This is a genomic window from Geoalkalibacter subterraneus, from assembly GCF_000827125.1.
GTDB lineage: Bacteria > Desulfobacterota > Desulfuromonadia > Desulfuromonadales > Geoalkalibacteraceae > Geoalkalibacter_A > Geoalkalibacter_A subterraneus.
Window position 1 is genome coordinate 190,238 of sequence record NZ_CP010311.1, and the last position, 20,820, is coordinate 211,057.

The following is a 20,820-nucleotide window of genomic DNA, read 5'->3' on the forward strand; positions in this document are numbered from 1 at the left end:
TAAAAAGAAGTTGTACGTTGGCTTGAATGCGAAAAGGAAAGGAGAAAAAATGAGCCAGGAAGAAGCGATGAGGTTTGAACTCTCTGCCGAGGAAACCCGTGCTTATCAACAATGGGTTTCAGAACGAGCCTCGAAAATGGCAGGGGAAGATGAAGCCGGCCTTGATGCGGTTACCATCTCATTCGTTCTAACACCCATGGGAACCGGAGTGATTGCCCACCTCAACCAATCCTGGGATGACAATTCTCCGCACATCGTGCTGAGGGAGATTTTTTGAATTTTTGAACATTGCGAAGGAGAAGTTCCCATTGTCCGAGTATTTCACCATGCCTGAGGGCTATCGCTGCCCCTTGTGTCCCACCCATGACGATGACGATTTTTGCTGGCACCATCTACTCAGCACCCCTATCTGCAGAGCCTGCTCCCACGAGATCATCAATCTTGTTTATGACGAAAAACGCATCGATGACAGCGCGCTGGATCAACTTGAAGCTGTGACCGGCCTGAGCTACGAAGAACTTCAGGTCGCGGTACTGATGCCTGAGATCCGTCATAAAGAGAAAATCCTCAAGTCACGAGATTATGCAGCCAAACACCATAATAGCCCCCAGCTGGATCTGGACGAATGGCTTGAGAAAGAGCGGCAGGAACTCGCCAGAACCAGACGGATGGTTGCCATTGCCAAAGCCAGAATCCGCGTCAGAAAAAAGGCTGAACAACGTTCAGAAAAGGAGATCCCATGATGGGAGCAAAACTCTGGAGGCATGAGTGGCTCGACCATTTCTCGATGAATTACTACCGTGATATGGAGGACGCTCGCTACGAAACCGAAGAACAAGCTGTGGCTGCCGCAAAAATCAAGCTGGCAAAGCAGAAGGAAGAAAAAGCGAGCCTTGGGATCGATAATGAACTCAATGACTGGCTCTATGTGGTTGGTCCAGATGGAGCGGGGTATCGCATTGACCCGTAACACTATTCTGAGATTGGAGGGGGAAATCTATGGCTTATGATCTGATCGGGGATATCCATGGATGCGCTGATGAACTGACCGCCCTGCTGGGTAAACTCGGCTACCGCAAAACCAATAACGCCTACCGTCACCCGGAGCGCCGTGTTGTGTTTCTCGGCGATTATATTGATCGAGGGAAGCAGAACAAGCAAACGCTTTCCATCGTTCGCTCCATGGTGGAGGCCGGCTCTGCAATCGCGATTGCCGGCAACCACGAATACAACGCCCTCTGCTATCACACGCGACACCCGCAAACGGGGCAATACCTTCGCCCGCACACCGATAAAAATATCCGGCAACACCAAAGCTTCCTCAATGAATTCAACCAGGATGACGATGGTCTAAAAAGTACCATCGAGTGGTTCTCTCAGCTTCCGCTCTATCTTGATCTGGGAGAGGTGAGGGTGGTCCATGCTTGCTGGCATCCCGAAAAGATTTCCGAACTTGAGACCCTGGGATTTACAAACTCTCTGAACGACGAGCTCCTGCTAGCCTCCTGCCGCAAGGACAGCCAGGAATACCGGATTATCGAAACCCTGCTCAAGGGAACCGAGGTGGATCTTCCCTCAGGATCTTCTTTTCTGGATAAAGATGGCCACGAGCGCAGAGAAATCCGCACAAAATGGTGGCAGTCCAAGGCGGACACCTACCGGGAGGCCGCTTTGTTGTCTGAAAGTGAACTGTCCCGTATCCCGGACGACCCGTTTCCGGAGGATGAGCTTATCGGCTATTCGTACGATGCACCTGCGGTCTTCTTCGGCCATTACTGGCTGCAGGGACAGCCATCTGTTTTCAATCAAAACATTGCCTGCCTTGATTACAGTGTGGGCAAACCCGGAGGCGCGCTCTGTTGTTATCGCTGGAGTGGAGAGTCGCAACTTTCGAATGAAAATTTTGTCCGCGTTCCTCGTAAAAACTGAAAAGTAGGTAGGACTTTGTAGCTGCAGAGACACAAGTATTTTTCGGGTACTGACTCTGTCATTGAACTCGGTTTGAGCAGGATTTCATTTTTTTGTATTAGCAAGGAGTTCAACGCTAAACGACACAAACTGTCGCGTTCCCAAGGCATTCTATATGTACACACATTGAAGAAGTCAGGAGGGACGGATGAGCGAAAAGTTTGAAAATGGAGTTGTTGCCCGGTACGTACTGAATATCCTCACCAGTCGCAAGTCTTTTCAAGTGCCTCCCCTTGAAGCACTGGTTGAGTGGCTCGAAGACGAGGGCGCCGACCTGGGACTGGTTCCGGCCGGAGTCTGCCTGGGCGATGATGTGGAGCAGATACGTGAGGTTTGGCGAGGTCGTGATATTGCTCCTCGAGCCATCCGGAAAATTTTCAGCACAACTCTCGAGCATTTAAGTGGTGTCTGTGAGGCGACGCAGGGTAAGGGACCCAGCCGGCTGGAAAAGAACCTGCGCCTTCTGGCTGCTGAACTGGGGCTCGACGAGATCGAACGCGATCTGCTCGGACTTGCAGTACGCTATCAAGTCAGTTCCGAGGTTGAGAATTTGTGTGATTCTCTCTCCCGGCGCAAGCGCAATACTCATACCTTCTGCGCGCTCATGCTGGGGACTTCGATGCAGCAGATTACTGAAAAACTGCGTCCCGGCGCCCGCCTCGTAGGTTCAGGGCTCATTGAACTCACCGGGAACTCCATTCACGAGCTTTTAAGTATTCCGGAATCAGTTCTGCACGGTCTGCGCAGCGCCCAAGGCGACCTGGGTTCACTGCGTTCGCAGATCATTGGGCCCGTGTGTGCCCCGCAGCTTCCCTGGGAAGCCTTCAGCTACCTGATGCCTGCGGTCGGGCAGGCCGCCAACTTTCTCAAAGAAGCGGCTCGTGGTGGATTGTCCGGGGTGAACATCCTGATCTACGGCCCTCCAGGAACCGGCAAGACTGAATTCTGCAAGACCCTCTGTGCCCACCTGGGTCTCGATCTGTTTTCCGTTGGCGAGGCCGATGAAGACGGCGACGAACCAGACCGCAGGGATCGTCTCAATAGCTACAGGCTCTCTCAGAATTTGCTGCGCTATCAACGTGGTTCGGTTTTACTCTTTGACGAGATGGACGATCTGGTTGCAGGAGGAGCCTCGCCTTTTTTGCCCCGGCGACTGCGCACCGGTTCAAAGATCTTTCTCAATCGTCTGCTCGAGAACAATCCGGTTCCCACTCTGTGGATTATCAATGACGTCACCCGTCTTGAGGCACCGCTGGTGCGGCGCATGGCTCTGGCCCTTGAAATGAAAACCCCGTCCCGGGCTGCCCGCCAGCAGGTTTGGGAGAGGCTTCTTGCCAGCGGTGGGGTGGATCTGTCGCCGGAGGATCTGACGGAACTGGCCGCTCAGGATGTCCCGCCCGCCGTCGTCGAGGGAGCCATCCGCTTTGCCAAGCTGGCCGGCGGGTCCAGTGATGATGTGCGTTTTGCCGCCCGCAGCCTGGTCAAGGCGATGAACGGGGGGCTGATGCTGGCCCCCAAGAACAAAAACCTCGAGGTCTTCGCTCCCGATCTGGTCCATGCCGATCTCGACCTCGATCATCTCACCGCACGGCTCTGCAAACCCGATGCGGCTCGCAACGTCTCTCTTTGCTTGCATGGGCCTCCCGGTACCGGAAAGACCGCCTATGTGCGTCACCTCGCTGAGGCCATGGGACTTGAGGTTCTGGTCAAGCGTGCTTCCGACCTCTTCAGCCCTTATGTGGGCGTAAGCGAGCAAAACATCGCCGCCGCTTTCAATGAAGCCCGGGACAAGGAAGCCTTTCTCGTGTTTGACGAGGCCGACTCACTGCTCGGTGACCGGCGTTATGCTCAACACAGTTGGGAAATCAGCCAGGTCAACGAAATGCTCACCTGGATGGAATCCCATCCTTTGCCTTTTGCCTGTACCACTAACCTCATGGATCGCCTCGATGCCGCAAGCCTGCGTCGTTTCACCTTTAAAGTCGGTTTTGACTACCTGCGGCCCAGCCAGTGCGAGCAGGCGTTTGAGCTTTTCTTCGGGCAGCCGGCGCCGGCCAGCCTCAGAGATCTGTCGGTTCTTACTCCCGGCGACTTCGCCGTCGTTCGAAAAAAGGCACAGGTCCTTGCCTGCACCCAAGATCCCATTGAATTGATTGCGATGCTAACGCAGGAATGTCAGGTCAAAGGTCCCTCCCTGCGACCCATGGGGTTTGCCTGTTGAAATTGAGAACATTTAAATGTTGTTTGGTTTACGGTATTTAAGGTTCAACACCAGACTTTATGTCAGTAAAGGTGAAGGTGTGGAACCTCGAAATGACATAATATCGAACTGGGAGAGACTCCGACATGAACAATGACAATCTGAAAAGCGATTTCGAAGGCCTCAAAAACTGGATCGTGCGCAAATCGGATGAACACAGGTCCTGCCGACAGGAAGAACGGGAGTGGCAAGCTGAATGTATCGAGGCCGATGTCTTGCGGAAAATCTTTGATTTTGGGGTCAAAGCAGGTCTGCGAGTTTCCTGGTGCGATATTGAGAAGGTTCTGGCCGCCGAGGATGACGAGGATCCAGAGGTCCCGGAGGAAGGGATTCAGGAGACGCTTTTTGATGTCTGGCAGAGGGTGACCGATCCGGACATGGATGATCGGGGTATTGAAGCATCAACCGAGGTCCGCGAATTATTCAAGCTTTTTGAGGAGAGTTTCTGGCCGGCCGAAGACGAGCCATAGCCTGTTCACAGGGGATAGATAAAAACCTCAAGCCCCTGGCGTTTGGCCAGATCGATCATGTTGTGAGTTCCTTTGCTCTTTCCATCCCAGATTGCAATAAGCGCATCGGCATTTTGCGCCATTTCCCGATTGCGCATGGGGCCCGCGCCGCGCCCAAAGCGCTTCCAGTCTGGGTCGAACCGCTCGATCGGAATGTCGTTGCGACGGGCCCATTGTTCACCGGCCTGATCGACCCCTTTGGCTCCGCCGGAGATGATCCGGGTGATGACAAAGCCTGAAGCGGCGATGGCGCTTTCGACCAATTGAAAGTCGGTGCAGGTCCGTGACCCAGCAATAATGACGCGCACGTATTTCTCCTTTGCATGAAGTTCCATGGATAAGACGGCTTTCTCGAAAAATAACATAAACCTTCATCCATTGGCTTTATCTAACTTCACTTCAGCCGGAAAAAAGCAGTCTCGTTTCTATGCCCTACAAAGACCTGCTCTGTGAAACTTTATGCGACATGAATTGTCGTCGAACAGTGAGATATTGAGGCAGACAAAGGAACCTTTTCAGAAACTGTCCACAGAATGATAGTCCTGAATCACGAACATTTCTTGGGAAAAGGTGGGGTATGGATAAGAACAATCGCGCAAGCAAGCTTGTTTCCGATGCAATGAAAGGTAGGGAGATCGCTAAAGGCGAACTTGTTCATCGTCTTGGCTATTCGAATTTAAACAAAGGGCGGCGGCGCTTGGAAGATTTTTTGGAAAGTGGTGAGGCTGATCCTGCGTTTATCGAAAAACTCAGTGACGCTTTGGAACTTCGCCTGGAAGATATTTCCAAGGCCATGGAAGAGGACAGGAAGCAAAAAAAGCTGCTTCAGGAGAAACTGGAGCGAGAAGCATTTAAACCTTACGTCTTTATTTTAACTGAGGAAACAAGGCCGCTCCAAATCACAATGTTTGCATTGGCAGGAGGCGTAGGTGTCCACAAAATGTTCTTACTGCCTGATGGTCTCCAGGAAAAACCCTGGCAAGAACAGTTAAAGATTGTGAATGACATGTCGAAAGAATGTTATCGAAAGAAAAAGGGCAAAGTCCTTTTATTCGGAAAAATAACCGGATATCTGTATTGTCCGACTTACGACAGCAGTTACCAGGTAGGCCTCGATGGTAAGACTGACGGTATAAATCATGGCCATTTCTATCTTCCCCGATCTACAGCGTCTATTTCATAAGCCGGAGGCTGGTTTTGGCGATTAAAGGGACGATTGGCATGTTTATCTCTCCAGAGGGTCAGATCTGCACGGTGCAGACCAGCCACATCGATGCCGTCATCAAAAGTCCAGTTACGTTTGGACTGACCTCAGAGGAGATTCAAAAACAGTATGATAAGTACTCTGAACCCTTGGGGTTGGAGGGCAAGGCACGTGAGGTTCTGCTCCGCAGGATTATAAAAAATGGCTGGATCCGTTTGCGGCGATATCCAAACCGCCAGTGGTCGATTACCGTCAATCATTACAGCGACAGGAATCGCGAGCTCATAACCGATTGGGCAATACGCATCACAAAAGGTTATCTCGGCGTCAAGGAGGAGGACCTTTATATGCCCGCCGTCGTGACTCAACTAGGCGGCGCCAGCCCGGTTATCAAGACGATAGAGGAAATGTGTCATAGTAAATAGGAGGGTCCAAATCTCCCAGGGCTCTGATAATAGCGATTTTTTACCCAGAAGAGGTTATTGGAAAGATGTCAAATTACTCCATGAAGGCATCGCCGCTGACCCCACAGGAGAGATATTTTTTGAATCAGATCAGGGATATACATTGAGTGCTCATATCTCTGCCGACTTTACACAGGGATAAAAAGTTTAAATCCTTGCGCATAAAATTAAAATAACCTAAAATTTGGCATTACTATTCGCGCAAATCATCAAAAGGTTGATTCGGGCAACAGGACCTGTCAGCTTGTCCAACTCAGGGTGAAGGACGCTTACGATCCCGCTCGCTGATATCGCCCTGGACCAAGAGGAGAGATGCAGTGGATACCCTGCTTCGACAATGGACCATGCTGAAGCACATCCCGCGGCTGCCGCGCAAGATCACTGCGGTAGAACTGCAGACGATCCTTGAGGATCGGGGATTTCCGACGACACTGCGCACGGTACAGCGCGATCTCGAGAAACTCGGGCCTTCTTTTCAGTTCGACTCGGACGGTTGTAAACCGGCCGGCTGGGCCTTTTCCCGCGAATCCAACCACTTTCAACTTCCCGGTATGGATGGCCCGTCTGCTCTGGTCTTCCAGATGGTGCGCCTGCACCTCAAGCCTCTCTTGCCCGAGACCTGCACCGAATATCTACGCCCCTATTTCAGACAGGCCGACAACGTCCTGACCGAAATGCAAATCCCTTTCTTCTCGCAATGGTCCCACAAGGTGGCGGTTGTTTCCCGGGGACTCTCCCTGCAACCACCCGCGATTGACTCCGACGTCTTATCCTGCGTGTACCAGGCGCTTCTTTACGGTCAGCAACTCGACATCATGTACCGCCGCCGCGGTGAGGATGCGCCCTCCGGGCGCCGGGTGCATCCGCTGGGGCTGGTGATGGTCGACCAGAATCACTACCTGGTCTGTACCCTGTGGGATTATCAGGATATCAAGCAGGTCGCACTGCACCGCATCTCGTCTGCGTCGCTGCGTGATGAATCCGTGCGCCCGCCGGAAGGGTTCGATCTGCAAAAATATATCGCAGGCGGTGCTTTCGGCTATCCGGTCGGCGACGGCAAACTGCACCTCAAGGCTTTGTTCGATCCAGATGTGGCGGTGCAGTTCGATGAATCGTACCTGACCCCCGACCAGACCCTGGTGGAACAGGAGGACGGCCGTGTTCTGCTAGAAGCCCAGGTGCTCGATACCGCTCAACTGCGCTGGTGGCTGCAGGGGTTCGGGGCCCGGGTGGAGGTCATCGCGCCTGAAAGTCTGCGCGAAGAGTTCCGGCAGTTGAGCCGGCAGCTTGGTGAGCGCTACCAGGGCAGGGCAAGTTCACATCCCTGAAGATGGCACTGCCTTGCATCGGCAAATAAATTGAATTGATTGCATGCGACACAGTTTGTCGCTTAAATATGCAGAGTGAAAACCAGGAGAGGAGGGGGCGATGAGTGAAACGCAAACGGTGGGCGATCCCTGCAGAATCTGCGGGCAAAAAGTGGTTGAAGTCAGCCGTGAGACTCTGCAGGAGATCCTTAGAAACCGTCCCGCCTTGAAATCCATCTCCCCTCGGGAGGTCAGACGCCGCAGGCCTTCCTATCTTCTATGTCCCCAATGCGACGCTTACGCCCTGGGAATCGAGATGGAGCATGGCTACCCGTTTCGAGACGAGCACGGAGAAACCCATACGATTGGAGAGTACGACCTATTCAATTGAACGGGGAGGTTTCATCTGCCCATTTATTGCATTTTGATCGGTTGAGCAAGCTGGAGGGGTCATGTCTGTCTGTCATTTTATCCTTGCCGAAGATCGAGCCCAGAGCCGCTATCTTAAACGGCACCTGGCTGAAAAAGGTGCCTGGCTCAATGTCGTGGTGGGCACCTGGGTCGAGCTTCTAACCACCCTTGAGAACTTTTTCCTGGTCGAAGAGCCGACCTCTGACTGGGCGGCGACTCTAGCTTCCTGTGCCGAACAGGTCGATGAGGCGTTCTGGCGATCAAGCCTCGAGGTCGCACCTGCCGAAACACTCTCCTGTCTGGATTGCGAGCTGCAGCGGCTTTTGCGCGCCTGCGGCCCTGAAATAACTCTCCCATCCTTTGACGCCTCTTCTTTAAGCCTTCGCGGCAAGCGCCATTACAACGACCTGGCAGCGCTGCACCGCCAAATGGGCCATGTTCTGCCCGACGACCTTGCGCTTATTCGCTCTATTCTGGATGCCGACCCTGCGCGCTGTATCAAGCCGGTGGTCATCTATGACCATCTGCTGCAAACCCCTTTGAACCCTTGGCAGCACAGCCTTCTGGAGCATGTGCGGGAGTCTTTTGCTGCAGAACCTGACAGGCGCCTGGAAGATGTTTTGACGGGCCTTGCGACTCAAGAGCAGGGCAGGGGACAAACAAACCTGCAGCATCTGTCGCAAAACCTTTTCTCCGGCGCGGCGGCTCGCCAGCCGCTTGACGGCTCCCTGCAATGGCTTGCCGTGCGCGATTCTCTGCAGGAGGTCGAGGTCGCAGCCTCCATGATCCAGCACGCCCGCCGCAGCAATCAAGACCTTGATTTTTCTGACCTGGCTCTGCTGATTCCCAACCGCCCGGAATATACCCGGCCGATCGCCGCGGTCTTTGATCGCGCAGGCATTCCACTTGCCGGTCTTGAGCGCTCGGAGTCGATCCGGGATCTGGGGGCAGAGCTGGTTTTTTATTTTCTGCTCAGCCTGCGCAAGCCTGCACCGGCCATGGCGCTGGCGTCCTTTTTGAGCTCGCCACTGCTGCCCTGGGATATTGACCAGGGGCATGATCTGGCACAGCGGGTGATGGATGGCCGGTTCGATCTGCGCGCTCCCCGCGGTGCAGGGCGGGCGGCCACCCAAGTGCTGGACAGCGTCCGTCAAGGCTGCGAGAAAGCTCCTGAGCTTTCGGCGGCCCTCGCGATGCTTGAGCAATGTCTTGGTCTCTCTGGCGGCGCCGAGGAGCACCGAAGTCGTGCGCGCGAACTGATTCAGGAACTGCAGGCGGCGGTCAATGCCGGCGAAGCCTTTCCCTGGGACGATCTGCTGCGCCGCTGTTCACCCGTGACTTTGCAGCGCCCGGCGGCGCTGGAGCTCCCCCGGGAAGGGGTGGCGGTGTTTTATGAACACGAAGAACCCTGGCGCGAGGTCAGACAGCTCTTCGTGCTGGGCTTTAGCGACGGACACTATCCGGCGGCGGTGGGTGCGTCCGCCGTCTTTTTCGAGTCCGACCTCCACGCGTTGCACAAGGATGCCAAGCTGCCCGTTGAAACCGCCTCCGACCTTCTGGAGCGCAGACGCGATCTATTACGTCGTCAGCTCAGCTTCGTCACCGAGCGGGTCCATTTCATGATCCCCCGCCGCGACGTGCTGGGCGCCACCCTGCAGCCCTCCCAATCCCTGAGTTTCATGGCACAGCTTTTTGCAGGTGTCGAGGATGCAGACGGTCTGATCCTCGAGCTCGAACGTGAAGACGACCGAACTCGAAGCTACGGCGTGCCCTGCGCCCCTGAGCAGTTGCCCGTCGCGCCTCCCGCTCCGGAAGTCTGCGATCTCAACCTGAAGCGTGACCTGGTGGCGATGTGGACGCGCGACGATGGCAGTATTTATCCCCTCTCCCCGAGTGCCCTTGAGACCCTGATGGTCAGTCCGCTTGCCTGGTTGTTCTCAAAGGCAGGTCTTGAACCGCGCCAATGGGCGCCCGAAGCGCTCGATGCCATGGTCAAGGGAACCCTGGCCCATCGTGTTTTTGAAGATCTCTTCAAACCGGCCGCGGCAATCCCCTCCGCCAAAGAGATTGAAGAGCAGGTCCCCGCATTGCTGCACCAGGCGATCCGCGAGATTGCGCCTTTTTTGCTGATGCCTGAATGGCGGGTTGAACGAGCCAACCTGCACAAGGAAATCGTTTTGGCCGCCACCCGCTGGAGCGAGTTTCTTCAGCATACCGGCGGACAGGTTCTCGGCAACGAGGTCAAGCTCGCAGGCAGGCTCGATGATCTGCCGATCCACGGCCTGACCGATACCCTGGTTGCGCTTCCCGGGGGCAGAATCTATGTCGTCGACTTCAAAAAATCCAAAAGCGACAAGCGGCGTGAGCGCATGACCAAGGGCTACGACAGTCAGGCCACTCTTTACCGAATCATGCTGCAGACCGGCGAGGCCCACAAAACCGAGGATGAACTTGCCCGTGCGTTTGAGCAGGGCGCACAGATCGGCGTTCTTTATTACCTGATGAATGACCAGGTCGTGCTCGCCGATACCGCCGGGTGGCTGCCGCAGGATCTGGCCGGGGCGGACGAGCTCGGCGACGGAATCTCCACCAAGGCCATGACCCTGATTCGCGAGCGACTTGCGCAGATCAGGCGCGGCGAGGTGCGGCTCAATCACGAAGATGATGAGCGCTGGTATGACAAGGAAGCCGGCATGGCGATCTACGCCCTCGACAACAGCCCGCTGCTCAGGCTCTTTATGCACCGCGGGGAGGTGACGCGATGAGTATCCCTCAGCTGACCATCATCCCCGCCGGCGCAGGCTCCGGCAAAACCTTCACGATCCAGAATACCCTGGCCAAATGGGTCAGAGATAACGAGATCGATCCCGATAGAATCGTCGCGGTCACTTTCACCGAGGCTGCCGCAGCAGAGCTTCGTGGACGCATCCGCGAGCAGCTGGTCAAAGATGGCCGTCTCGAAGACGCCCTGCGGCTCGATCAGGCCTATATCTCGACCATCCACGGCTTCGGTCTGCGCCTTCTCACCGAGTTTGCCTTCGACGCAGGGATCTCCCCCGCGCCGCGCCTGCTCAACGAAGATGAAGAGGCGATTCTGATCCGCCAGGCACTGGCCGAGACCGATCGTGCAGACGGGGTGATGGGCGACCTCGACGGATTCGGCTACCGCTACGATTTTACCTCCAAGAAGGGGGGCGAGGATCTCTTCCGCGACCGTGTCCTTGAGTTGATCAACAAGCTGCGCTCCATCGGCCGGCTCGAAGAAGATGCTGGGCTTCTGCCCCATGCCCTGCAGCATCTTAAATCCCTTTACGGGCCCACCGAGCTTGCGCAAAACCTCAACCGGACCCTGCACGATGCGGTGCTGGCGCTGCTTGCGCAATTTCCGGCCGAACTCTCCTCTCTCCATCCAGACAACGGCACTTTTGTCCGTGCCTTGCGCGCCGATTTTCAGGCCCTCAAAAAAGCGCAGAAGAGTGAAAATCTCGAGACCGACTGGCAGCTGTGGAAGAAACTGCGCAACCTGCGCGGCTCCAAGCGCGGCACTGACATGCCCGGGGGCTACGATGCACTGGTCAATGAGGTGATCGACGCGGCCGATGCGCTCCCCCAGCATCCAGGCCCCCTGGCCCATGCGATCGCGCATGTTCAGGCGCTGCTCGAGGCCAGCCAGGATTGCCTGGGACGCTATGCCCAAAACAAGCGCGAGAAGGGGCTGGTCGACTACACCGATATGGTGGCCTTGAGCCATCGGATGCTTATTGGGCGACCGGAGATCCTCGAGACTTTCCGCGAGCGGGTGGATTGCCTGGTGATCGATGAATTCCAGGACACCAACCCCCTGCAGTTCTCCCTTCTCTGGGCGCTGTGCGAAGCGGGCGTGCCGACCCTGGTGGTCGGCGATCTCAAGCAGGCGATCATGGGCTTTCAAAATGCCGATTCACGCCTGCTGGCGCAGCTGCAAACCCTCTACCCCGAACATACCCAGCCGCTGACCGGCAACTGGCGCTCCACCGCGAAGCTTATGGAGTGGTTCAACGCCGTGGGGCAGGGGCTGTTCAAAGAGCAGTACACGGCACTGACCCCCCATGCGGATTATCCCAGCAGTCTCTCCAGCCTTGAAGCCGTTGTGTTTGGCGAAAACTGGCGGGCCAAGGAGGGGGAGTCTTCGCCGACCGAGGTGCGACCGCGCTGGACGGCTTCGCGCATCAAAGCCCTGCTCGATGATCCTCAGCAATGTATCTACGACCGCCACCAGAAAATCACCCGCAGGCTTCGCGCAGGCGATATCGCCATTTTGTGCCCCACCAACAAAAAACTCTCTGATTATGCCGATGCCCTGCGCGAGCTGGGCGTGCTCTCGCGCAGGGAGGCCGACGGCTGGTTTGAATCGCCGGTGGTGCGTCTGGCCTGTCACGCCCTGGCCTATGTCGCCGATCCCTGCGACCGGCATGCCGCACTGGTTCTTGCTGTGACCGAGATGGGCGAGCAGACCCTGCAGTCGGCCCTATCCACCCTGCTGGAGGGAGAGCTGCCTTCCGGCAAGGTTTTTGAGGCACTGCGCCCCCTCAAGGAGGCGCCCGCCGATCTCAGTGTCAGTGAACTTCTCAACCAGGTGATCGACGCCCTGGATCTCTATGGCGTGATCAGCACCTGGCCCGAGGCCGAGCAGGCCCGCGCCAGCCTTTTGCGGCTGCAGGGCGAAGCGCAGGAATTCATGGCGGCCAACCGCGAGGCACTGGCCAGCGGCGGCTATTACGGCTCTGGACCCAAGAGCTTTCTGGCGTGGCTTTCAAACCGCGCCGAGAGTGAAAACGGCCAGCCCGATCCGCGCGTGGTCGATGAGCAGGCGGTGGTGCTGATGACCTGGCACAAATCCAAGGGCAAGGAATGGCCCGTGGTGGTCGTGGCCGGCAGTGACGCGAAGGTCAAATGCCCCCTGCCCAGCACCGACGTGAAGTATCGCGACTTCTCTGACCTGGGTGCGGTTCTCGAACAGGCCCGCATTGAAATCTCCCCCGACTTTGCCGCACCCGAAACGGGCGACAGGTTTAAAGAGCCTCTGTGGCAGCAGGCCTGGGAGAGTGCGTTGTGCCTGCTTTACGTGGTCATCACCCGCGCCCGGGAGAAGGTCATCCTCGAGTGGCCGCAATATCTCGACAATGGCCGGGAGCGATCCACCGTCACGTTCTGGGAGGTTCTCACCCAAACCACCGGAATGATGCTTGACGCCAATCATCTCAAGATCGGTCCGCAGCAGTTTGACTGCCGGGTGATGGAGACGGACCGGGATCTGCCTCCTGAATATGACACGGGGCGGGATCTCGAGGTAAGTCTTCCCACCACAGGGCGGCGTGCTATCGAGGCTGATTTACGACCGATAGAGTCCACGCCCGAGATCATCACGCCAAGCAGCCTGCACGCAGAAGAGGTCGGAGAATCCAGCGCAGCTATGACCAGGAGGCGTTACAGCACACCACTGGAGATGGAACTTGATCTCGAAGCCCTGCAAAAGGGAACGCTGCTGCATCGCTGTTTCGAGTTGTTCGACCTCAGGAGGGATGCCGAGATCATCCGCGGGGCCTTGGGAGCCATGGTGTCCGAGGAAGACTTTAAGCGGATTACTCAGGCGGCCGGCGATTTTTACCACTGGCTTGATCAAACCTATGCGCCCATTGCCCTGGAAAGAGAAGTGCCGATCCTGTTTCTTGACGAGAAAGGCAGCGTCGTTAACGGTTTCATTGACCTGCTGGTCGAGACAGAGCAAGGCTTCTGGATCATCGACCACAAATCGGACCGTGTCGAAGATCCCGAAGAGAAATTCAACGACTACCTGCCCCAGCTTCGCTGTTATGCAGCAGCCGTTGCGAAGGCCCGACCGGATAAGCCGGTGCTTGGGGTTGCGATCAACTGGATTGTGCGGGGTGAGGTGATGGGTGGGTAACACCCAGACGTCGAACTTTTTTCAGAGCAAAGCTCAAAACTTATCTTTGCTTGTTCGATTTTGTTAATTATCGTCAATGACGAGTAAGGTGCCATTGTATGAATTCGGGCACAATACTCGAAGAACACAACAGGCTTTTATGTTGTGCATTATTCCCGGAAGGTTTATTTGACATGCCATCTTCCTTAGCTTGGATTGACCATGACTCGAAAGCGAGAGAACGCACGCTTCGCATCCTTTCCCTTTTCCAGGAAAAGGAAAGTCGTGACGAGCTTGGGCTCGGCTCCGTGCGGGACAGCTTTGCCGATCAGTTATTCCCAGGAACAAGCACGATCCAGACGCGCCTCCGCTACATGCTTTTCGTGCCATGGATTTACCATTCACTGGAAGAGAAGCGACTATCTGCAGAAAATTTTGCGATCCAAGCTGACAAGATGGAAAGGGTCCTGGTCCAGCCATTGATGGATTCCGATGATCAGGCTGGTGTATTTGGAAAAACCGCCGGAAAAAGGCTCAAACGGTTGCCCAGCTCCGTTTACTGGGCCGGTCTCGGTGCCTGGGGAATACGCATTACGCCATTCTCGCAGGACGAATATCACAGGCGCATCGACGAAACTTACCGCCGCCGCAAAGCCCTGAAGGTTCGTGAGAAAGACGCAAAGGCACGAGGAGACGACATCGATGTCGAGCAGCGGATGGCCTCTCTCAGTTGGCATCCGCGATTGCCCACGCCTCCGGAAGATTTCCCTTCGACGGTGAGCTTCGCTTTATCCCGGGAAGAAACCGAGTTTATTCGGGATCGCATCCAGGTTGCTTGTCCCGACAGCCTTCTCTCGTTCTTGGCAATGCACTGCGAACCCGCCGACACTCAAGCCCCATGGGAACATCCCGATTACGGACGCTTTTCCGAACAGCATAAAGAACTCCTGACCCATGCACGGCTATTCTCGGAGGTGATGCATGGAGCGTCGCTCTCGTATAACGTTCAGCTCGCCAGGCTTCGAAACCATGAAGATCTTGTCGCCGAGCATCAGGTAAGTTTCGACGAATGGACCGCAAATCTTCCCTTGGAGGAAATTCGCGCCTGGTCGGTGAGCCGCCTCTGGGAGTTGACGATGGATCATGGCCACACCATCACCCCGCAAACGCGATCCTTCGTTCAGCAATGGATCGACCATACCCGGAAGTCCCCCAGCGACCTCCTTTCTAACGCCGAGGCGCTCACCCTGATCAAAAGAAGAGAAATGAAACTCAAGGGCACGCGTTCCCGATTCAGGAACCAGAGGGCGCTCGAGCAGTGGGGCGGGTACTCCGGCGTCGGAAGACTCGTCTATCGTTGGCCGAATGTGAAGGTGCTTTTGAACGACCTGTACCAGGGGATGAACCGGGAGGAACAATGCTGAACCCAAACTCCCGGAGCCTTTATACCTCTGCACTGACCCCACCGCCGGGGATGATGTTCGACGAGGCTGTTGCGACCACCTTTTCGATGGACCCAGCCCTACTGCTTGAGGCACCTGTCTATCTGGCGTTAATGGCGGCGGATGGTCAGACCGATCCTGACCCGTTATCTGTGCTTGAAGCCATCCGCAGGTACTCGAAACGCATCACCGTCTATGTGCAACGAGGACGGATTCAAGTGCCCCAGATTGCCAAGCCCAACCCCTTGTTTGGGTTTCTGGAGGAAATGGTTGTCGAGGTAACGGCCCCTGGCGGAGGCGTCTTCCATCCAAAAGTCTGGGCAATCCGCTTTATCAGCCCTGATCAAAGCAGCTCGATGTATCGTCTGGTGGTCCTGACGAGGAATATGACCACCGATCAGTCCTGGGACCTGTCCCTTCAGCTCGAAGGCGCGATTGCAGGTAGGAAGTCCAAATCAAATAAACCGCTGGCACATTTCTTCAAGACGCTTCCTGATCTGGCTACCGGACCAACGGAATCGGGCAGGGGCGAGCAAGCTCTCAGATTCGCGGACGAGCTACATCGAGTCCAGTGGGAACTCCCCGACGGCTTTGACGAGCTGACCTTCTATCTTCCAGGAACGAAAGGGTTTGACTGGGAGCCTCCCATGGCAAATCGGATGGCCGTCATCTCTCCATTCTGTTCTGACGAAGCCCTGCGGGCACTGACGAAAAAAACCAAGGCCGCTGATGCTCTCATCTCACGCCCTGAGTCATTGTCAGCCCTGAAGAAGGAGACTCTCGAGCTTTTCACGCAATGTCTTCATCTGGACGACGCGGCGGAAACCGAGGATGGCGAGGAAGAAGATGCCACCGAACAGCCGCTTGCGACCGGCCTCCATGCAAAGGTCTATCTGTTTGAGACTAAGTACTATTCAGACTACACCCATGTGATCATGGGGTCTGCGAATGCAACCAACGCGGCACTGAATGCTTCGAAGAATGTCGAGATCCTGGTCGGGCTAGTTGGCCGGAAGAGCAAAGTCGGCGGCATCGACGAGCTTCTTGGCGCTGACGGATTAGGTGAATATCTTGTCGACTTCGACACGAGCAAGGAAGCAAAAATTGATGCGCTCTGGCAGGCGGCTGAGGAATCCGTTGAGAGGGCACGCTCCCGGATAGCTGAAACAGCTCTGTCCATCGAATGCAGTCCGGGATCGAAGGACGGGCTGTGGGCATTGGTGTTGACAGGAGAAATACCATCCCTTGATGGGATCGTCAGTGCTATTGCATGGCCGATAACCGTTACTCGGGACTTCGCGGTGGACATTCTTAACGGCGATGCCCACGGTAGGATCGGCTTCGGAGAGTTCTCCGCCTCTTCTGTAACGGGCCTCATCGCGTTTGAGCTTAAGACCAACCATCCGGATGTTTCGGCCCGGTTCGTTCTGAATGTTCCCGTTGCCGGTGTTCCTGAAGAACGTAACTCTGCCATCCTGCAAACCGTGATCAGCAATCAGGAGGGATTCCTGCGTTATCTCCTGCTTTTGCTAGGGGATGATAAGGTATCCGGACTTGATCCAGGTAGTGGCTCCGGGTTTGCCAAATGGTTGGCCCGGTTGGCCGACGGTGAAGATATCCCGCTACTGGAAGAGCTGACCCGCACGTACAGTCGACACCCGGAGAGACTATCGGAAATCTCGGGGCTGGTTCGCGATCTATCCCAGGGAAGCCAGAATGCGATTATCCCCGAGGACTTTTTAAACCTCTGGACGGTTTTTGAATCAGCTATCGGAGGGCGTGATGCATAGCAACCGCTTTTTATCTGCTCCTGCCTTGGCCGGTCTGAAAGATTTCCAGAGGAAGACCGTTGAGTATGTCTTCAAGCGGCTCTATGGCAATGAGCCAACTTCCCGTTTTCTGATAGCCGATGAAGTTGGACTTGGGAAAACGCTAGTCGCCCGGGGGATCATTGCCAAAACCTTGGAGCACCTTCAGGATACTGTAAAGCGAATAGACATCGTATACATTTGCTCGAATGCAACCATTGCCAGCCAAAACATAAAAAGGCTCAAAGTGCAGGGATTGGATGAATATCTCAGAGCCGTAGGGAAAAAGAATGGGACTGATAACAGAATCACATTTGCCACAAGGCTGACCTATCTTCCAAAAGAAGTTAAGTCACTAAACGAAAACAAGGTCAATTTCATTAGTCTTACTCCAAGCACAACATTTGATCACACCCGTAGTCGAGGAGGACATGCCGACGAGCGGGCTATCCTCTACCGGATGTTGTACGACTTGCCCCTGGCGCAAAATGAACGGCGCAGAAAGTTGCGCAGAGGCCTCCTCAACATTCTTCAGGCGACAGCAGGGAAGGATAACTGGCGAGCCAAGGCCAAGAACCTACCAGTGGAGGATCTGGATGCAGACCTTTCTAAGTCCTTTCGCCGGGCAGTTCTTGAGGATGCCGAATTGTATACGGCCTTGAAGGAAGGCTGTGAACGTTTTGCTCGTTACCGGGACTACAGCAGAATCCCCTGGGAGGACTCCGAACTTCGCTACGACCTGATCGGAAAACTCAGAAGCAAGCTGGCTTCAGTGTGCCTTTCCGCGCTTGAGCCCAATCTGGTCATCCTTGATGAGTTCCAACGATTCAAGCACCTGTTGGATGGCGATGACGAAGCCTCCATGCTGGCGACCGCGCTCTTTGAACATCCCGACGTTCGCGTTCTCCTGCTGTCCGCAACGCCCTACAAGATGTTCACCCTCGACCAGGAGAATGACGAGGACGACCACTATCCAGATTTCATCAGGACGCTGAACTTCCTCTTCAACGATTCCGGTGAGGTCGATGTGGTCAAAAATCTCTTGTCAGAACATCGAACGACGCTCCACGCCTGCGCGAAGGGGTCAGTATGTCAACCGGGGAAAAAGGCCGAACTTGAACGAGCGCTCCTGAAGGTCATGTGTCGAACAGAGCGGGTCGCGACGACTCGTGATCACAACTCGATGATGACCGAGATTGAACGGATAGCTCCCCTTACGCCAGCGGACCTTCAGCACGCCGCGACGGTTGACGCGGTGGCAATCTGCGTTAAGGCCGGGGAGCCAATCGAATACTGGAAGTCTGCGCCTTACCTGATCAACTTCCTGAAACATTATGAGCTGCGGCACAAGCTGGACGCCCAGTTGAATGCCCCTTCAGATGCTCTTCGCGGAATTCTTTCGTCGGCAAATGGGCAGTTGCTGACGAAGGACAAACTGGAAGGCTATCAGGCTCTCGATTCTGCCAATCCGAGGATGCGCGTACTTTTTGAAGACACGATTGATAAGGGCATGTGGCAGCTTTTATGGATGCCGCCTTCCATGCCGTATATCGAGCCTGGCGGCGCATACAAGGACAAGGATGGCTTGACCAAGGCCCTTGTGTTTTCCTCTTGGAGTGCTGTTCCGGACGCGATTGCGTCGATCTGCTCCTACGAAGCCGAACGGAAGATGATCGCCGGAACCTCGGTTTCCCACAGCGAACTCTATGACAAGATTAAGCCATTGCTGCGGTTTGCGGTGGCCTCAAATGATAATCGCCTGACTGGTATGCCGGTTATTGCCTGGTTGCTGCCGTCCCCAACCCTTGCCACCAAGATTGACCCGCTTGAGATTGCTCTGGGCCGTGAAAGCGGACCACTGGACGTCCAGGAGCTGAGGGACGAGGTCAAGGCTATTTGCCGCAGTTTGGTCGAGACCCTGCCTGATGCCGGGGAAGGGACGCGGGCTGATGAGCGATGGTATTGGGCGGCTCCCATTCTTCTCGATTCCCATAATGGGTTGTTGGACTGGTGTAAGAGCCATTCGGGATGGAGATCCGCTACGCCGGACCATGAATCAGGCACCCGTTTCAAAGATCACATCGACCTGCTGGTCAGCATGGCGGAGGGCAACATTCCTCTCGGTCCTCAGCCAGATGATCTGGTCGATGTGCTTTGCGATCTGGCTCTTGCCGGTCCAGGAGTGTGTGCCTTGCGAGCACTTCGCCGTATCGGTGTCGGGATCGATGCGGGCGATCCGAACCTTCTGTCGGCCGCAGCCAGAATCGCATCCGGCTTCCGATCTCTTTTCAATATGCCGGAGACGATTGCCATGCTGCGAGGCTCCGGCGAGGACACTTATTGGCGGTTAACGCTTCAGTACGGTATCGACGGCAATCTCCAATCGGTGCTCGACGAATATGTGCATGTCCTTCGGGAGTCTTTGGGCCTCCAAGAGCACTCACCGAAAGAACAGGTGGCTGGCATAGCCGAGTGCATCCAATCGGTGCTGTCACTGCGAATCGCTCAGATTCGAATCGACGAAATAAAGATGTCGGGCGACGGCTTCGCTCTTGATGATTTCAACACCCGTTGTCGTTTCGCGCTCCGGTTCGGGGATATTCGAGACGACAACAACCAGGCTCTCGTTCGCGCCGACTCGGTGCGGGATGCCTTCAACTCACCGTTTCGTCCCTTCGTTCTCGCGTCGACCTCGATTGGTCAGGAAGGATTGGACTTCCACACTTGGTGCCATGCGGTAGTCCATTGGAACCTGCCTTCCAATCCCGTTGACCTTGAACAACGCGAAGGTCGGGTTCATCGCTATAAAGGGCATGCTGTCAGGAAAAATGTTGCGGAACGGTATGGTCTGGCTGCTCTTTCTGAAGCTCATGAGGAGGGCGACCCGTGGCAGACTCTTTTCCAAATCGCGGCCCGAGGCAAATCCAATGGGCATTCCGATCTCATCCCGTATTGGATCTTCGAGGATGGTTCCGCCCGGGTGGAGCGCCGCATTCCTCTGCTCCCGTACAGCAAGGAGGTTGGGAAGCTCAAACGGCTGAAGCAAGGGTTGGCCCTCTATCGGATGGTTTTCGGTCAACCACGGCAGGAAGACTTGCTTTTCAGTCTTAGCCAGAACGGAAACCATGAGTCAGCGCATTTGGCTGACTGGCTGATTTCATTGGAGCCACCTCGGGATTAAATCTGCCCTCTCCTATGGACGAAATGAAGAGGGATTTGAAAGATCCGGCTTTCAAGAATCTAAGGGGTTTTTATAGGGCCTCTCGGCCAGAAACCGTAAAAATTCTGATAGCTTTGCAATAAAAACTTTGATAGTTTTAACCCCGGTAAAAATTCAATGTTACTCTGAAATGACTCTTTCTTGTTTTTCTTTTTGGTTGCCCCCAGTGCTCAGGGAAGTGAAATTGCCCTGTTAGCGCGCACCATAAGCGACACTTTCTGTCGTAATCTGACGGTAGTATTTCGGTGCCAGCTTCAAGTGACGTTTTCGGTCAATAGACCTAGAAAGTTTTTTTGTCAGGGCC

16 protein-coding genes are annotated in these 20,820 nt (G+C 55.3%); 15 read left to right on the plus strand and 1 reads right to left on the minus strand.

Translation table 11 applies throughout. The features are described from left to right. The first annotated feature begins 49 nt into the window (after nucleotides 1-49). The 6 genes from GSUB_RS00925 to GSUB_RS00950 all read left to right on the plus strand — a co-directional run bounded on the left by GSUB_RS00925 (nucleotide 50) and on the right by GSUB_RS00950 (nucleotide 4,698). Nucleotides 50-277, plus strand: coding sequence for a hypothetical protein (locus tag GSUB_RS00925; protein WP_040198750.1), 228 nt, complete (start codon nucleotides 50-52; stop codon nucleotides 275-277). A 4-nt stretch (nucleotides 278-281) separates the two neighbouring features. Further along, nucleotides 282-743 (plus strand): hypothetical protein, encoded by a 462-nt coding sequence (locus tag GSUB_RS00930; protein ID WP_144401901.1) that lies wholly within the window; start codon nucleotides 282-284, stop codon nucleotides 741-743. Continuing rightward, entirely contained in the window at nucleotides 740-970 is a 231-nt protein-coding gene (locus GSUB_RS00935; RefSeq protein WP_144401902.1) for a hypothetical protein, read from the plus strand. The genes GSUB_RS00930 and GSUB_RS00935 overlap by 4 nt, the downstream gene beginning before the upstream one ends. Before the next feature lie 29 nt (nucleotides 971-999). Beyond that, a complete protein-coding gene (locus tag GSUB_RS00940; protein WP_040198757.1) occupies nucleotides 1,000-1,929 on the plus strand; it encodes a metallophosphoesterase in 930 nt (309 codons plus the stop codon). A 187-nt stretch (nucleotides 1,930-2,116) separates the two neighbouring features. Then, nucleotides 2,117-4,189: an AAA family ATPase gene (locus GSUB_RS00945; protein ID WP_052464295.1), complete on the plus strand. Its 2,073-nt coding sequence runs from the start codon at nucleotides 2,117-2,119 to the stop codon at nucleotides 4,187-4,189. A 125-nt stretch (nucleotides 4,190-4,314) separates the two neighbouring features. Continuing rightward, a complete protein-coding gene (locus tag GSUB_RS00950) occupies nucleotides 4,315-4,698 on the plus strand; it encodes a hypothetical protein (protein ID WP_040198760.1) in 384 nt (127 codons plus the stop codon). Nucleotides 4,699-4,703: 5 nt separating this feature from the next. Here the strand turns inward: GSUB_RS00950 and GSUB_RS00955 are convergent, their stop codons facing one another. Further along, entirely contained in the window at nucleotides 4,704-5,072 is a 369-nt protein-coding gene (locus GSUB_RS00955; protein ID WP_084212177.1) for a DUF2493 domain-containing protein, read from the minus strand. Nucleotides 5,073-5,314: 242 nt separating this feature from the next. Here GSUB_RS00955 and GSUB_RS00960 point away from each other — a divergent pair, with 242 nt between their 5' ends. The 9 genes from GSUB_RS00960 (at nucleotide 5,315) to GSUB_RS01000 (ending at nucleotide 20,477) form a co-directional block, all read left to right on the plus strand. After that, nucleotides 5,315-5,920, plus strand: a complete 606-nt coding sequence (locus tag GSUB_RS00960) for a hypothetical protein (RefSeq protein WP_040198762.1) — start codon at nucleotides 5,315-5,317, stop codon at nucleotides 5,918-5,920. A 14-nt stretch (nucleotides 5,921-5,934) separates the two neighbouring features. Continuing rightward, nucleotides 5,935-6,366, plus strand: coding sequence for a hypothetical protein (locus tag GSUB_RS17760; RefSeq protein ID WP_052464299.1), 432 nt, complete (start codon nucleotides 5,935-5,937; stop codon nucleotides 6,364-6,366). A 356-nt stretch (nucleotides 6,367-6,722) separates the two neighbouring features. Next, entirely contained in the window at nucleotides 6,723-7,733 is a 1,011-nt protein-coding gene (locus GSUB_RS00970; protein WP_052464301.1) for a helix-turn-helix transcriptional regulator, read from the plus strand. Nucleotides 7,734-7,833: 100 nt separating this feature from the next. After that, nucleotides 7,834-8,103 carry a hypothetical protein gene (locus tag GSUB_RS00975; protein ID WP_040198764.1) on the plus strand — a complete coding sequence of 90 codons (270 nt, stop codon included), beginning with the start codon at nucleotides 7,834-7,836 and terminating at the stop codon, nucleotides 8,101-8,103. Between the two features lie 61 nt (nucleotides 8,104-8,164). Then, the gene (locus GSUB_RS00980) at nucleotides 8,165-10,888 is read left to right on the plus strand and encodes a PD-(D/E)XK nuclease family protein (RefSeq protein ID WP_040198766.1); all 2,724 of its coding nucleotides are present in this window, start codon (nucleotides 8,165-8,167) and stop codon (nucleotides 10,886-10,888) included. Next, nucleotides 10,885-14,067, plus strand: coding sequence for a UvrD-helicase domain-containing protein (locus tag GSUB_RS00985; RefSeq protein WP_040198768.1), 3,183 nt, complete (start codon nucleotides 10,885-10,887; stop codon nucleotides 14,065-14,067). Before GSUB_RS00980 ends, GSUB_RS00985 begins: the two co-directional genes overlap by 4 nt. A gap of 173 nt (nucleotides 14,068-14,240) precedes the next feature. Continuing rightward, nucleotides 14,241-15,470: a DUF6361 family protein gene (locus GSUB_RS00990; RefSeq protein ID WP_040201867.1), complete on the plus strand. Its 1,230-nt coding sequence runs from the start codon at nucleotides 14,241-14,243 to the stop codon at nucleotides 15,468-15,470. After that, the gene (locus tag GSUB_RS00995; protein WP_040198770.1) at nucleotides 15,464-17,278 is read left to right on the plus strand and encodes a phospholipase D family protein; all 1,815 of its coding nucleotides are present in this window, start codon (nucleotides 15,464-15,466) and stop codon (nucleotides 17,276-17,278) included. The genes GSUB_RS00990 and GSUB_RS00995 overlap by 7 nt, the downstream gene beginning before the upstream one ends. Continuing rightward, nucleotides 17,271-20,477, plus strand: a complete 3,207-nt coding sequence (locus GSUB_RS01000; protein ID WP_040198772.1) for a DEAD/DEAH box helicase — start codon at nucleotides 17,271-17,273, stop codon at nucleotides 20,475-20,477. The genes GSUB_RS00995 and GSUB_RS01000 overlap by 8 nt, the downstream gene beginning before the upstream one ends. The last annotated feature ends 343 nt before the right edge of the window (nucleotides 20,478-20,820 follow it).

Coding starts and splice junctions, on each gene's coding strand:
- GSUB_RS00945 (WP_052464295.1), top strand. CDS start 2,117: ATGAGCGAAAAGTTTGAAAATGGAGTTGTTGCCCGGTACGTACTGAAT.
- GSUB_RS00950 (WP_040198760.1), top strand. CDS start 4,315: ATGAACAATGACAATCTGAAAAGCGATTTCGAAGGCCTCAAAAACTGG.
- GSUB_RS00955 (WP_084212177.1), bottom strand. CDS start 5,072: ATGGAACTTCATGCAAAGGAGAAATACGTGCGCGTCATTATTGCTGGG.
- GSUB_RS00995 (WP_040198770.1), top strand. CDS start 15,464: ATGCTGAACCCAAACTCCCGGAGCCTTTATACCTCTGCACTGACCCCA.
- GSUB_RS00940 (WP_040198757.1), top strand. CDS start 1,000: ATGGCTTATGATCTGATCGGGGATATCCATGGATGCGCTGATGAACTG.
- GSUB_RS00975 (WP_040198764.1), top strand. CDS start 7,834: ATGAGTGAAACGCAAACGGTGGGCGATCCCTGCAGAATCTGCGGGCAA.
- GSUB_RS00925 (WP_040198750.1), top strand. CDS start 50: ATGAGCCAGGAAGAAGCGATGAGGTTTGAACTCTCTGCCGAGGAAACC.
- GSUB_RS00985 (WP_040198768.1), top strand. CDS start 10,885: ATGAGTATCCCTCAGCTGACCATCATCCCCGCCGGCGCAGGCTCCGGC.
- GSUB_RS00935 (WP_144401902.1), top strand. CDS start 740: ATGATGGGAGCAAAACTCTGGAGGCATGAGTGGCTCGACCATTTCTCG.
- GSUB_RS00960 (WP_040198762.1), top strand. CDS start 5,315: ATGGATAAGAACAATCGCGCAAGCAAGCTTGTTTCCGATGCAATGAAA.
- GSUB_RS01000 (WP_040198772.1), top strand. CDS start 17,271: ATGCATAGCAACCGCTTTTTATCTGCTCCTGCCTTGGCCGGTCTGAAA.
- GSUB_RS00990 (WP_040201867.1), top strand. CDS start 14,241: ATGCCATCTTCCTTAGCTTGGATTGACCATGACTCGAAAGCGAGAGAA.
- GSUB_RS00980 (WP_040198766.1), top strand. CDS start 8,165: ATGTCTGTCTGTCATTTTATCCTTGCCGAAGATCGAGCCCAGAGCCGC.